Consider the following 13,479-nt stretch of genomic DNA (forward strand, 5'->3'; position numbering starts at 1 on the left):
CGCCTTTTTTCATGGTCAATGGTCAGCCTCAGCCGGCAACCGGGGTGAAACGGCTCACCACGTCTCCCTGATGCTCGATCCACTCCATGAACATGGCCACCGGGCGGGCGTAGACGGCGCCATCCTGCTCGCTCTGGTAGATCACCAGCTGCTCCCCGGTTTCGGTGTGCAGGGCCAGGGTCAACACCTGATAATACCCACCCTTGAAATGGCGGTAGCGACCAACTGCGGGGGCTTGCATGGGAACTCCTTCGATATCGACGCCGGGCGGCGCCAGCATGGCGCGCAGACCACATGCTCTGCTTTTGGGGCCGGCGCCGACAAAAATAATGACATTTTTCACGCAAGCCAATCGTGCCAGCGAGAGTGAATATTTCAACACAGTCGGGTAGCTTTGTTAATCAGCCCCTCATCTTTCACTGGTGAAACTCGGTTACCACAAACGATCGTGCTGAATTTAACGTTTTGGCAACCCTGTTTCAGGGCTAAAAATCAGGGAATTCTACTAAAAAGAGGATTGTTCTAGCATTCAATTCTGTGAAGAATAGGGGAAAAGAAATTTGATACTAAAAAACGCCTTTTTCGCCAACGCGCCCCCAGGGGAAGGAATCACAGTCACCATGTTCACTATCGACAAGTCGCACAAGCTCGACGATGTCTGCTATGACATCCGCGGCCCGGTGCATAAAGAAGCTCGCCGTCTCGAAGACGAAGGCCACCGCATCATCAAGCTCAACATCGGCAACCCGGCCCCGTTCGGTTTCGATGCACCGGAAGAGATCATCAAGGATGTGATCCTCAACATGCCGCTCAGCCAGGGCTACTGCGACTCCAAGGGGCTGTTCTCGGCCCGCAAGGCGGTGATGCAGTACTACCAGCAGAAAGGGATGCGCAAGGTCGACATCGACGACATCTACATCGGCAACGGTGCCAGCGAGCTCATCGTGATGGCGATGCAGGCGCTGCTCAACAACGGCGACGAGATGCTGGTGCCCTCCCCCGACTATCCGCTGTGGACGGCGGCAGTGACCCTCTCCGGCGGCCATGCGGTGCACTATCGCTGCGACGAAGGGGCCGACTGGTATCCGGATCTCGACGACATCCGCGCCCGCATCACCCCGCGCACCCGCGGCCTGGTGCTGATCAACCCCAACAACCCGACCGGCGCCGTCTACGGCAGCGAGTTCCTGCTGGAAGTGATCGAGATCGCCCGCCAGCACAACCTCATCATCTTCGCCGACGAGATCTACGACAAGATCCTCTACGACGACATCTCCCACACCAGCGTCTGCACCCTGTGCGACGATGTGATGGTGGTGACCTTCAACGGCCTCTCCAAAGCCTACCGCGCCTGCGGCTTCCGTCAGGGCTGGATGGTCATTACCGGTCCCAAGGGCCGTGCCAAGGGCTACATCGAGGGGCTGGAGATGCTGGCCTCCATGCGGCTGTGTGCCAACGTGCCGATGCAGCACGCCATCCAGACCGCTCTGGGTGGCTATCAGAGCATCAACGAGCTGATCCTGCCGGGCGGCCGCCTGCGCCGCCAGCGCGACAAGGCGTGGGAACTGCTCAACGATATTCCTGGGGTATCCTGCGTCAAACCCAAGGGGGCGCTCTACATGTTCCCGCGCCTCGACCCCAAGGTGTACGACATCCGCGACGACCAGAAGATGGTGTTCGATCTGTTGCAGCAGGAAAAATTGCTGCTGGTGCAGGGCACCGGCTTCAATTGGCCGGCACCGGATCACTTCCGGCTGGTGTTCCTGCCCCGGGAAGAGGAGCTGGAAGAGGCCATCGGCCGTCTCGCCCGCTTCCTCAAGGGCTACAAACAGTAAGCAAGGCTCATGAAAAAGGCTCCCGCGGGAGCCTTTTTGTTGTCTGTCGTTTGCTATCCGTGCCATCAACCGTGCAGCAGGGCACCGGCCACCAGCACCGCCATGGTGATGAGAGCCACCCCGATGATGAAGGGCAGCACCCAGCGCACGAAGCGATCGTAGGGGATCTTGGCCAGCGCCAGCCCCGCCACCAGATGGGCGGCGGTGGGGGCGAACAGATTGATCCAGCCGGAGGCGGACTGATAGGCGGTGATCACCAGATCCCGCGAGATGCCGGAGAAGTCCGCCAGCGGCCCCATCAGCGGCATGGAGACGGTCGCCAGCCCCGAGGTGGACGGAATGAAGAAGCTCAGGATGATGTGCACCAGATAGGCCATCAGGATGAACACCGACGACGACAGCCCGCTCACCAGCCCCTCGGCCCAGTGCAGTATGGTGTCGATGATGACCCCATGCTCCATCACCACATAGATGCCGCGTGCCACCGCCACCACCAGCGCCACCCCGATGAGGTCCCGCGCGCCGCTCAGGAAGGTCGCCACGTAGTTGGACTCCGGCATCCGGTTGATCAGCGCGATCAGGATGGAGGCGCTGAAGAACAGGGTGGAGAGCTCGTCAAACCACCAGCCCAGGGTGGGCAGCAGGTCGATGCCCAGATCCGACCAGGGCACCACCGCATAGATCATCAGCAGGAAAGTGCCGAAGAAGACCAGCATGGTGAGCTTCTGCTTGCCGCTGAAGGCGAGATTGCCGCTCTTCATCTGGGAGAACTCGTCGTCATAGGCGATGTCGGCCAGCACGGAGCGGGACTTGTCCTGCTGCACCTGCTTGGCGTAGCGCATCACGAACCAGGAGGCGAAGATCACCAGCAGCAGCCACTGCACAACCCTAAGGCCAATCCCCTCACCGATGGGGATGCCGGCAAAACCGGAGGCGATGCCGGTGGCAAACGGGTTGACGGTAGAGGCGAGCACCCCGACCCCGGAGCCGAGCAGGATGATCCCCGCCGCCACCATGCGATCGAAGCCCGCCGCCATCATCACCGGCACGATCAGTGCCCAGAAGGCCACCGTCTCCTCCGCCATGCCAAAGGTGGAGCCGCCGAGGGCAAACAGGGCGATCAGCACAGGGATCAGCAACCGCTCGCGCCCGGCAAAGCCGCGCACGATGGCGCCTACACCGGCATCGAGTGCCCCGCTCTGCATGGTCACCGCCAGAAAACCGCCGATGATAAGCACGAACAGCGCCACGTCGGCGGCCTTGTGGAAGCCCTGAATGGGCGCCTTGAGCACATCGAATACCCCCTGCGGTTGGGAGGGGAGCTCGGTGTAGCTGCCGGGCACCGGCAACAGCCGCTCGTCGCCGCTATAGTCGGCCACGGCCGCCGCCGCAATCGGCTGCTGGGTCTTGGCCGTCACGTAGTTGTATTTGCCCGCCGGCAGCACCCAGGTCAGGGCCGCCATCAGGGCGATGATGATGAAAAGCAGGGTATAGACTGTGGGGAGTTGGCGCTTTTTGGGCGCTTCATGTGGAGTGGTCATAGCTTCCGTACCTCGGCAATGCCGTCATGTGATCCGATCACCGCCAGACTAGCGGGTTTGATATGGGAAAAAGGTGATCGCGGATAATAAAATTCCGTAACTTAGCGGGATTTTTGCCAAAAAAACAGGGCCCCACGGGGCCCTGTTTTCACTTGGGTCAGACTCAGAGCTCGACCACATCAAATTTCACGTCCGGATTCACATCCGCATCGTAATCCACCTCGTCCAGCCCGAAACCGAACAGGCGCAGGAACTCCTGCTTGTAACCGGTGTAGTCGGTCAGCTCACAGAGGTTCTCGCTGGTGATGGACGGCCACAGGTCGCGGCAGGTCTGCTGCACGTCTTCGCGCAGCTCCCAGTCATCCATGCGGATGCGGGCCTGATCGTCCAGCGCCATGTCGGCAGCGTAGAGACGGGTGCGCATCATGCGATCCACCTGCTCCATGCAGCCCTCGTGAATGCCCTTCTCCTTCATGATCTTGAAGGCCATGGAGATATAGAGCGGCATCACCGGAATGGCGGAGGAGGCCTGGGTCACCACGGATTTGAGCACGGCCACGTGGGCGGTACCGCCCTTGGCGGCCAGATCGCCACGGATGGCGGCGGCGGCGCGGTCCAGATCTTCCTTGGCGCGACCCAGGGTACCGTGCCAGTAGATTGGCCAGGTCAGGTCGGTGCCGATGTAGGAGTAGGCCACGGACTTGGCGCCGTCGGCCAGTACGCCTGCATCGCGCAGGGCTGCCATCCACAGCTCCCAGTCCTGACCGCCCATGACGGTGATGGTGTTCTGGATCTCTTCCTCATTCGCCGGCTCGACGGTGGCGGTAATGATCTGATCCTTGTTGGTGTCGATGGCGGTGGTGGTGTAGACCTCACCGATCGGTTTCAGAGCAGAGCGCACCACTTCGCCGGTATCCGGCAGTTTGCGCACCGGCGAGGCCAGGGAGTAGACCACCAGATCAATCTGACCCAGATCCTGCTTGATGAGCTCGATCACCTTGGCGCGGCACTCGTTGGAAAAGGCATCGCCGTTGATGCTCTTGGCGTAGAGACCCGCCTCTTTGGCGGCCTTGTCGAAGGCAGCGGAGTTGTACCAGCCGGCGGTGGCAGTCTTGGTCTCGCTGCCGGCTTTTTCGAAGAAGACACCGAGGGTGGCAGCGCCGGAGCCAAAGGCGGCGGCAATGCGGGAAGCCAGGCCATAACCGGTGGAAGCGCCGATCACCAGCACCTTCTTGGGACCATTTTCGATGGTGCCCTTGGCCTTTGTATAAGCGATCTGGCGACGAACATTGGCTTCACAACCGACCGGGTGAGTGGTGGTGCAGATAAAGCCGCGAACCTTGGGTTTGATGATCATATGGGGTCTCGGATCCGTTTAATGGATGAAATCGGGGCATAAGATACCTCATCTTGCCGCGATAAGGTGCTCTGATGTGTTGAATCGCAGGGAAAATGAGCAAAGCGTGAGACAAATGCCACCCAGGAGGCTGCCGTCAGCCTGCCGGAGCGGGACCGGCCTCCTTGCCCCTCTGCACGGCTTGCCCACATGGCAAGATCGATAATGACAAAACAAACAACTAACCCTGGTGGCTGAGGCGACGACCAAACAACCTGTACTAGTATTCAGCCGGTCGGGTATTGTCATGAAAGGCCTCACCAGGGTCTTAACAAGGAGCTCCGCCATGTTTTGGAATCGCACGGGTAAAAGTGAACAGAGTGAACAAGCGGCACAGATCGCAAAACTTGGCGCCTTTGAGCAGGCCATCCAGTCACGGGTTCCCTATATCGAGTTCACCCCGGAGGGGGTAGTCACCTTCGTCAACGATCGCTTTCTCGCCATCGTGGGCTACGCCCGGGAGGAGGTGATTGGCAAGCACCACAGCGCCCTCTGCTTTCCCGAGGACGTGATAACCCGTGAATATGAGCAGCTGTGGCAGGATCTGCGCAGGGGGGAGTCGCGCAACGGCCGTTTCATCCGGCAGGCCAAATCGGGCAAGGCGGTCTGGCTCGAAGCCAGCTACTTCCCGATCCTCCTCGATGGCAAGGTGATCAAGGTAGCCAAGGTGGCCTCCAACGTCACCGAGCAGCAATCCACCCTGGAACGTAGCCAGGCCCTGCTGGCGGCACTGGACAAATCCCTGGCCGTCATCGACTTCCAGCCCGATGGCACCGTCATCACCGCCAACCAGAATTTCCTGCACTGCTTCGGCTACCGGCTGGACGAGGTGGTGGGCCAGTCCCACCGCATGTTCTGTGACGAGGCCTTCTATCAGCAGAATCCCAACTTCTGGCGGGATCTGGGGACAGGCTCCATCCAGTCGGGGCTCTTCATGCGCCGTGGTCGCCACGGCGAGAAGATCTGGCTGGAGGCCACCTACAACCCCATCTTCAACCATGAGGGCAAGGTGATCAAAATCATCAAGCTGGCGAGCAACATCAGCGAGCGGGTGGAGAAGTCCATCTCGGTGCGCGAAGCGGCCCAGAAGGCCTGCGCCATCGCCGGAGAGACGGTGCTGAGCGCCGCCAGGGGACGGGAGGTGATCGACAAGGTGCTGGAAACCTCGGCCCACATCAACAGCTCGGTCAGTGAAGTCAGCCGGCAGATAGAGAACCTCAACCAGCAATCCAGAAGCATAGAGTCCATCATCTCGACCATCAGCAGCATCGCGGATCAAACCAACCTGCTGGCGCTCAACGCCGCCATCGAGGCGGCCCGCGCCGGCGAGCAGGGCCGCGGGTTCGCGGTGGTGGCCGATGAAGTGCGCCAGCTGGCGGCGAGAACCTCCACCTCCACCGGCGAGATAGTCTCCGTCATCCGGCTCAACTCCGACATCACCTCGAGGATCACCCAGACCGTCTCGGTGGTATCGGACAAGGCGATGGCGGGCCAGGCCCAGGCCGACATCATCGCCGGCGTCATTCAGGAGATCATCGAGGACGCCAACTCGGTGTCGGACACCGTCAAGGGCCTCTCCATCTAGGGGCCTCACCATCACAACACACGGGGCCAGGCCCCGTGTTTTTATCTTCCGATCAAAGGTCAATCCAGCCCCGACAGATAGTGCCTGGCCTCCTCATCGGCCTGCAGCAGGGCACTCTCCCACAGCTCGGCGATGCAGAGCCCCTCCTCGCCCACCGCTTCTTCTTCCAGCGCCTCCAGTGCCCGCGCATCGGCCAGGGTGAAGGGATGGTGGCCAAGCAGCAGTCGCGCCTGCGCCAGTAACCTCATGTCACTCATGATCACGCTCCTCGCTGCTACCTGCCCTGACTGTAGTCAATTTGCGGCCGTCACGGGCCTGTGGTGGCCGCCGGCATCCGCACGCGCCTGGCCGGCAGCTGTCCCACCGCGATCCCCAGCAGCACGGCGCCACAGGCCACCCATTGCAAGGCGTTGAGGGTCTCCCCCAGCAGCAGATAGGCCAGCAGCAGGGTGAACACCGGGATGAGATTGACGTAGGCCGCCGCCAGCGTCACCTTCACCTGGGTCACCGACCAGTTGTAGAGCAGGTAGGCCCCCAGGGTCACGCAGGCGCCGAGAAAGACGATGACCGCCATGTCCTGCCAGACCCAGGCCGTCGGCCAGGGTTCGCCAAAGGCAAAAGGGGCGAAAAAGAGAGTGCCGACGAAGGCCTGCAACGCAGTCAGGGTCAACACGCTGTAGCGGCTGCAGAGCTTCTTGAACACCACCGAGTAGGTGGCGGCGCACAGCATGGCCGCCATCTCCAGGCTGTTGCCAAGCAGGGCATTGGGGGCAAATTCATCCGTCCCGCTGCCAAAACCGAGCAGCGCGATACCGAAGATGGCGATGGCAAAGCCGAGCAACTGACGGCGGCTCACCCGCTCGCGGATCAACACGAAGGCCACCAGCGCCACGATGAGCGGCAACAGGGCACAGACCATGCCGGCCTGACCGGCACTGGTGTAGCGCAGGGCGTTGACCTCCAGCAGGAAATAGAGACAGGGCTCCAACGCCCCCATCAACGCCAGCCAGCGCCAGTCCCCTTGCTGATAGCGGAAATTGCCGAGATAGCGGTAGCAGCACAGCCAGCAGAGCGCCGCCACGCTCATGCGCATGAACAGCACCTGACCGAAGCCCCAGACCCCCAGCACGTGCTTGAGCGCGATGAAGGAGCTGGACCAGAGCAGCATCGCCAGGGTCAGGGTAAAAATGGGTAAAGGGCGCACGTTTCCTCCATGAAATTGGCTATTTGAATAATAACCATGCGGCCTTGCGGTTGTTAAAAGGCACCTAAAATCAGATAATACCGCCGCCTTCACACCGGATAACCAACCTGCAATGACTGAGTACCTGCTTTTATTGGTCGGCACTGTGCTGATTAACAACTTCGTGCTGGTGAAATTCCTCGGCCTGTGCCCCTTCATGGGCGTCTCCGGCAAGCTGGAAACCGCCATCGGCATGGGGCTGGCGACCACCTTCGTGATGACCCTGGCCAGCGCCTGTTCCTATCTGATGGAACACTATATCCTGATCCCGCTGAACATCGCCTACCTGCGCACGCTCGCCTTCATTCTTGTGATCGCCGTCGTGGTTCAGTTTACCGAGATGGTTATCCGCAAAAGCAGCCCTACTCTCTATCGTCTGCTGGGCATCTTCCTGCCACTCATCACCACCAACTGCGCCGTGCTGGGGGTCGCCCTGCTCAGCATCAACGAGCACCACAACTTCATCCAGAGCATCATCTACGGCTTCGGCGCCGCCACCGGTTTCTCGCTGGTGCTGATCCTGTTTGCCGCCATGCGCGAACGTCTGGTGGCCGCCGACGTGCCCACTCCGTTTCGCGGCGTCTCCATCGCCATGATCACCGCCGGCCTGATGTCGCTGGCCTTTATGGGCTTTACCGGCCTCATCAAGATATAGCGCTATGACTCACATACTCTTTGCCGTTCTGGTGTTGGCTCTGCTGGCTCTGGCCTTTGGCATCATCCTGGGCTTTGCCGCCGTCAAATTTCATGTGGAAGCCGATCCCATCGTCGATCAGCTCGACGCCCTGCTGCCGCAAACCCAGTGCGGCCAGTGCGGCTACCCGGGCTGCAAGCCTTACGCCGAGGCGCTGGCCAATGGCGACCAGATCAACAAGTGCGTGCCAGGTGGCGATGCCACCATGCGCAAGATTGCCGACCTGATGGGGGTCGAACCCCAGCCGCTGGGCGGCGCCGAGGCCGCCGCCCCCATCAAGAAAGTCGCCTTCATTCATGAAGATCAATGCATCGGCTGCACCAAGTGCATCCAGGCCTGTCCGGTCGATGCCATCGTCGGCGCCACCAAGGCGATGCACACCGTCATTGCCGACGAGTGCACCGGCTGCGATCTCTGTGTCGATCCCTGCCCGACCGACTGTATCGAAATGATCCCGGTGCCGACCACGGTCGACAACTGGAAGTGGGATCTGGCCAACGTCGCCATTCCGGTCAAGATAGTGGAATAAGTAACCATGCAGTCCTTACTCGAACGCATCAAAGCCGGCACTCTGTGGGATTTTCACGGCGGCATTCACCCTCCCGAGAACAAAGACCAGTCCAGTCTCACCCCGGTGGTGGACGCGGGTCTGCCACCCCAGCTCATCATCCCGGTGCGCCAGCACGCGGGCCCGGCCGGCGACCTGCTGGTGCGGGTCGGCGACAAGGTCAAGAAGGGCCAGCCGCTCACCCGCCATGACAAGGGGCGTTTCGTGCCGGTGCACGCCTCCACCTCCGGCACCATCACCGCCATCGGTCACCACACGGTGGCCCACCCCTCCGGTCTCGACGATCTCTGTATCACCCTCACCCCGGATGGCGAAGATGCCTGGGGCGAGCGTCAGGGCCGCAGCGACTACTGGAATCTGGAGCGGGGCGAGCTGCTCGAGCGCATCCAGCAGGCCGGTATCGCGGGCCTTGGCGGCGCCGTGTTCCCGACCCACAGCAAGCTTGATGGCCGCGGTCAGCTGACCGAGATCCTGATCGTCAACGGGCTGGAGTGCGAACCCTACATCACCACCGATGACCGGCTGATGCAGGAGTATGCCGACGAGATCATGGACGGCATCCGGGTGCTCAAGCACCTGCTCAAGCCCAAGCTGACCCTGATCGGGGTGGAAGACAACAAGCCGGCCGCCATCGGTGAGCTGACCCGTCATGCTACAGACGAAGACGTACTGGTCAAGACGGTGCCCACCAAGTATCCCTCTGGCGGCGCCAAGCAGACCATCGAGCTGCTCACCGGCCGCCAGGTTCCCAAGGGGGGCCGCGCCGTGGACATGGGCATCATGGTGCTCAACGTGGCCACCGTGTTTGCCATCAAGCGCGCCATCATCGACGGCGAGCCGCTCATCTCCCGCATCGTCACCCTCACCGGCGACGCCTTCAAGAAACCGGGCAATGCCTGGGTGCTGCTGGGCACCCCGGTGCGCTGGCTGCTGCAGCGTTTCGAGCTGCAGCCCGAGGCGGATCAGCGGGTGATCATGGGCGGCCCCATGATGGGCTTCACCCTGCCCCATGCCATGGTGCCGGTGGTCAAGGCCACCAACTGCCTGCTCTCCCCCACCCGGGCCGAGCTGCCGCCGCCCGGTCCGGAGCAGGCCTGCATTCGCTGCAGCGCCTGTGCCGACGCCTGTCCGGCCAACCTGCTGCCGCAAGAGCTCTATTGGTACAGCCGGGCCAAGGAGTACGACAAGGCCGAGGGGCTCAACCTGTTCGACTGCATCGAGTGCGGCGCCTGTGCCTGGGTCTGCCCGAGCGAGATACCGCTGGTGCAGTACTACAAGATTGCCAAGGATGACATCCGCGAGGCGCGTGCCGAGGCCGAAAAGGCCGAGCGCGCCAAGCAGCGCTTCGAGGCCAAGCAGGCCCGCTTCGAACGGGAAAAAGCCGCCCGCGAAGCCCGCCATGCCGAGGCTGCCGCCCAGCGTCGCCAGGCCATGACGGCGGCCGGTGGCGAAGATCCGGTGGCCGCGGCACTGGCCCGCATCAAGGCCAAGCAGGACGCAGCACCGGTTGGGGCCAGCGAACTCGCGCCGGACAACAGCGCCATGATTGCCGCCCGCGAGGCGCGCAAGCAGGAGGCCATCGCCCGCCGCGCTGCCAAGGCGGCCGCCAGCGAGCCCGGCTCGGTCCAGGCCGATACGCCGGCAGCAGACGGGCAGGATGCCAAGAAAGCCGCCATTGCGGCGGCGCTGGCCCGTGCCAAGGCCAAGAAGGCCGCTCAGGCGCAAGGGGATGCAGCCGTGACCGAAGGTGAAGAGGCCGCCGTGGCAGCCCCTGCTGCAGCGCCGCAGCCTGATACCGCCGACGCAGATCCCAAGAAGGCAGCCATTGCTGCCGCCATCGCCCGTGCCAAGGCCAAGAAGGCCGCTCAGGCGCAAGGTGAGGAGGCCACTGCCAAGCCCGCAGAGGCGCAAGACGAGGAGGCCACAGCCAAACCCGAGGCAACCACCGTGGCTGCACCGGCTGCCGATGCACCGCAGCCAGCCGCCGATGCGGATCCCAAGAAAGCGGCCATTGCCGCCGCCGTGGCCCGTGCCAAGGCCCGCAAACTGGCGGCCGAGGCAGCAGCCCAGGCCTCTCCTTCTCCATCGACCGACAAGAGCCACTGATCCATGTTCAATATCGCGAGTGCGCCGTTTGCCCACAACCGCAAACAGACCCAAACCCTGATGTTGCTGGTGATCCTGGCCTGCCTGCCCGGTTTTCTGGCGCAGAGCTGGTTCTTTGGCTGGGGCACCCTGATCCAGATCCTGCTGGCGCTGGTCACGGCGCTGGGTTCGGAGGCGCTGGTGCTGCGCTTGCGCGGACGCCCTGTCAAACCGGCCCTGCTGGATGGCAGCGCGGCCCTGACCGCCGTGCTGATCGGTCTCTCCCTGCCGCCGCTGCTGCCCTGGTGGATGCTGGTGCTGGGCACGGCGTTTGCCATCATCATCGCCAAACACCTCTATGGCGGGCTCGGTCAAAACCTGTTCAACCCCGCCATGGTGGCCTATGTGCTGCTGCTGGTCTCCTTCCCGGTGCAGATGACCAGCTGGCTGCCGCCCTCCAGCATCGCCGCCTATGACATCGGCTTTGGCGATGCGGCCTCGGTGATCTTCACCGGCTTCAGCCTCGACGGTTACAGCATGGCGCAGCTCAAGCAGGGGGTGGATGGGCTGACCATGGCCACGCCGCTCGACACCCTGAAAACCGGGCTGACTCAGGGCCTCACCGCCGGCGAGGTGATGACCCACACCGTCTTCGAAGGCTGGGGCGGCATCGGCTGGAGCTGGGTCAACCTCGGCTACCTGCTGGGCGGCCTGTTCCTGCTGCAGCAAAAGGTGATCAACTGGCGCATTCCGGGGGCCATCCTCGGCTCCTTGCTGCTGGCGGCCACCCTGGGTTATCTGATGACCCCGGACGCCACCGCCACCCCCATGTTCCACCTGTTCAGCGGCGCCACCATGCTGGGGGCCTTCTTCATCGCCACCGATCCGGTGAGTGCCAGCACCACCCCGCGCGGCCGCCTGGTCTATGGCGTGCTCATCGGCGTGCTGGTCTATGTCATCCGCCGCTTTGGTGGCTACCCGGATGCTTTCGCCTTTGCCGTGCTGCTGGCCAACCTGTGCGTACCGCTGATCGACAGCCTGACACGCCCGAAAGTCTACGGAGCCCGTCGCAAATGATCCTCGCGCACACCTCACCCTCAGGAATGATGCAATGTTAAAGAGCATGCGCAAAAACGGCGTCACTCTCGCCCTGTTTGCCCTCGCCTGCACCGCCGTGGTGGTGCTGACCAACGAGCTGACCCAGGGGCGGATCGCCCATCAGCAGCAGCTGGAAAAGCTGCGCACCCTCTCCGCCCTGCTGCCGGAGGGGAGCTATGACAACGATCTGGTCGCCAGCTGCAAGCTGGTGCAGAGCCGACGCTATCTGGGCAGCGATCAAGCCATGCCGCTCTACACCGCGACCAAGCAGGGTGAAATCACTGGCTACGCGCTGGAAACCGTCGCCTCCGACGGCTACAGTGGGGCCATTCGCCTCATCGTGGGCACCGATGCCAAGGGCGCCGTGAGCGCGGTCCGGGTGTTGGCCCACAAGGAAACCCCCGGCCTTGGCGACAAGATCGAGCTGAAGAAGTCGGACTGGATCAACAGCTTCGTCGGCAAGTTTCTCAGCCACGACAACGAGGCCAGCTGGGCCGTGAAGAAAGACGGCGGCGAGTTCGACGCCTTCACCGGCGCCACCATCACCCCCCGGGCGGTGGTCAAGGCGGTGAAGAACCTGTTGCTGCTGCAACAGGAGCACCCAGAGTTGCTGCGCGACGCCCCCGCCTGTGACGCCACCCCCTAACGCCGGAGCACAAGCTATGGAACAAGTCGATGTGATTGACGGGCAGGGCCCGCTCAGCGAGAGCAATGGTCGCCGCGAAGAGCTCAAGGAGCTGATGCTGCAGGGGCTGTGGAAGAACAACCCCTCCCTGGTACAGGTGCTGGGCCTCTGCCCCACCCTGGCGGTCTCCTCCACCTTCACCAATGCGCTGGGGCTCGGCCTTGCCACCATGGCGGTGCTGGTCAGCTCCAACCTCGCCATCTCGCTGGTGCGCAACCTGGTGCCCAAGGATATCCGCATCCCGGTCTACGTGATGATCATCGCGGCGCTGGTGACCAGCGTGCAGTTGCTGATGAACGCCTACACCTACGGCCTCTATCAGGCGCTCGGCATCTTCATCGCCCTCATCGTCACCAACTGCGTCATCATCGGCCGGGCCGAGGCGTATGCCTCCAAGAACCCGCCGCTGCTGGCGGCCCTCGACGGCTTCATGATGGGGCTGGGCTTTACTCTGGTGCTGCTGGTGCTGGGTGGGCTGCGCGAGATCATCGGCATGGGCACCCTGTTCGACGGTGCCGACCTGCTGCTGGGAGAGTGGGCCAAGTCATTGCGCATCGAGCTGTTCCACGCCGATGCCAGCCTGCTGCTGGCAATCCTGCCCCCTGGCGGCTTCATCGGCCTCGGCCTGATGATCGCCGGCAAGAACGCCATCAACGACTGGATGGGTCGCAAGCAGAGCGCCGAGAAGGCCCACTGCAGCGTGCCGGCCGCGGGTGCCCGCGCGACCCAGCTCTGAGCCAAGAGAGAGC

The 13,479-nt window shown here is 62.7% G+C and carries 12 protein-coding genes and 2 pseudogenes; 9 read left to right on the plus strand and 5 right to left on the minus strand.

What is annotated here, in order from left to right; translation table 11 throughout:
* Positions 1 to 28: 28 nt before the first annotated feature.
* Positions 29 to 241 (minus strand): DUF1653 domain-containing protein, encoded by a 213-nt coding sequence (locus tag OKB87_RS02985; protein ID WP_017408079.1) that lies wholly within the window; start codon positions 239 to 241, stop codon positions 29 to 31.
* A gap of 379 nt (positions 242 to 620) precedes the next feature.
* Here OKB87_RS02985 and OKB87_RS02990 point away from each other — a divergent pair, with 379 nt between their 5' ends.
* The gene (locus OKB87_RS02990) at positions 621 to 1,835 is read left to right on the plus strand and encodes a pyridoxal phosphate-dependent aminotransferase (protein WP_011706443.1); all 1,215 of its coding nucleotides are present in this window, start codon (positions 621 to 623) and stop codon (positions 1,833 to 1,835) included.
* A 65-nt stretch (positions 1,836 to 1,900) separates the two neighbouring features.
* On the opposite strand, the gene OKB87_RS02995 is transcribed toward OKB87_RS02990, so the two are convergent.
* The gene (locus tag OKB87_RS02995; RefSeq protein WP_103828540.1) at positions 1,901 to 3,376 is read right to left on the minus strand and encodes a YfcC family protein; all 1,476 of its coding nucleotides are present in this window, start codon (positions 3,374 to 3,376) and stop codon (positions 1,901 to 1,903) included.
* Positions 3,377 to 3,539: 163 nt separating this feature from the next.
* Positions 3,540 to 4,733 carry an enoyl-ACP reductase FabV gene (gene fabV, locus OKB87_RS03000; protein ID WP_017408076.1) on the minus strand — a complete coding sequence of 398 codons (1,194 nt, stop codon included), beginning with the start codon at positions 4,731 to 4,733 and terminating at the stop codon, positions 3,540 to 3,542.
* A 325-nt stretch (positions 4,734 to 5,058) separates the two neighbouring features.
* Here fabV and OKB87_RS23640 point away from each other — a divergent pair.
* A pseudogene (locus tag OKB87_RS23640) lies at positions 5,059 to 5,817 on the plus strand (PAS domain-containing protein); the annotation flags it as partial.
* 108 nt (positions 5,818 to 5,925) lie between these two features.
* The gene (locus OKB87_RS23645) at positions 5,926 to 6,357 is read left to right on the plus strand and encodes a methyl-accepting chemotaxis protein (protein WP_258955074.1); all 432 of its coding nucleotides are present in this window, start codon (positions 5,926 to 5,928) and stop codon (positions 6,355 to 6,357) included.
* A 59-nt stretch (positions 6,358 to 6,416) separates the two neighbouring features.
* On the opposite strand, the gene OKB87_RS03010 is transcribed toward OKB87_RS23645, so the two are convergent.
* On the minus strand, positions 6,417 to 6,614 hold the full coding sequence (locus OKB87_RS03010; RefSeq protein WP_118880955.1) for a hypothetical protein: 198 nt from the start codon (positions 6,612 to 6,614) through the stop codon (positions 6,417 to 6,419).
* A gap of 50 nt (positions 6,615 to 6,664) precedes the next feature.
* On the minus strand, positions 6,665 to 7,561 hold the full coding sequence (locus tag OKB87_RS03015; protein WP_219280164.1) for a DMT family transporter: 897 nt from the start codon (positions 7,559 to 7,561) through the stop codon (positions 6,665 to 6,667).
* A gap of 112 nt (positions 7,562 to 7,673) precedes the next feature.
* On the opposite strand from OKB87_RS03015, the gene rsxA reads away from it, so the two are divergent.
* The 6 genes and pseudogenes from rsxA to OKB87_RS03045 all read left to right on the plus strand — a co-directional run bounded on the left by rsxA (position 7,674) and on the right by OKB87_RS03045 (position 13,466).
* On the plus strand, positions 7,674 to 8,255 hold the full coding sequence (gene rsxA, locus OKB87_RS03020) for an electron transport complex subunit RsxA (RefSeq protein ID WP_005302262.1): 582 nt from the start codon (positions 7,674 to 7,676) through the stop codon (positions 8,253 to 8,255).
* A 4-nt stretch (positions 8,256 to 8,259) separates the two neighbouring features.
* Entirely contained in the window at positions 8,260 to 8,823 is a 564-nt protein-coding gene (gene rsxB, locus OKB87_RS03025; protein ID WP_011706450.1) for an electron transport complex subunit RsxB, read from the plus strand.
* A gap of 6 nt (positions 8,824 to 8,829) precedes the next feature.
* Positions 8,830 to 10,944: pseudogene (gene rsxC / locus OKB87_RS03030) on the plus strand (electron transport complex subunit RsxC); the annotation flags it as partial.
* Positions 10,945 to 10,971: 27 nt separating this feature from the next.
* Positions 10,972 to 12,024, plus strand: a complete 1,053-nt coding sequence (gene rsxD / locus OKB87_RS03035; protein WP_011706452.1) for an electron transport complex subunit RsxD — start codon at positions 10,972 to 10,974, stop codon at positions 12,022 to 12,024.
* A 34-nt stretch (positions 12,025 to 12,058) separates the two neighbouring features.
* Positions 12,059 to 12,691 carry an electron transport complex subunit RsxG gene (rsxG, locus tag OKB87_RS03040; RefSeq protein ID WP_270826417.1) on the plus strand — a complete coding sequence of 211 codons (633 nt, stop codon included), beginning with the start codon at positions 12,059 to 12,061 and terminating at the stop codon, positions 12,689 to 12,691.
* A 16-nt stretch (positions 12,692 to 12,707) separates the two neighbouring features.
* Positions 12,708 to 13,466 carry an electron transport complex subunit E gene (locus tag OKB87_RS03045; RefSeq protein WP_039214550.1) on the plus strand — a complete coding sequence of 253 codons (759 nt, stop codon included), beginning with the start codon at positions 12,708 to 12,710 and terminating at the stop codon, positions 13,464 to 13,466.
* Positions 13,467 to 13,479: the final 13 nt, after the last annotated feature.

It is taken from the genome of Aeromonas sp. Y318-1 (assembly GCF_027706125.1).
Taxonomy (GTDB): domain Bacteria; phylum Pseudomonadota; class Gammaproteobacteria; order Enterobacterales; family Aeromonadaceae; genus Aeromonas; species Aeromonas hydrophila.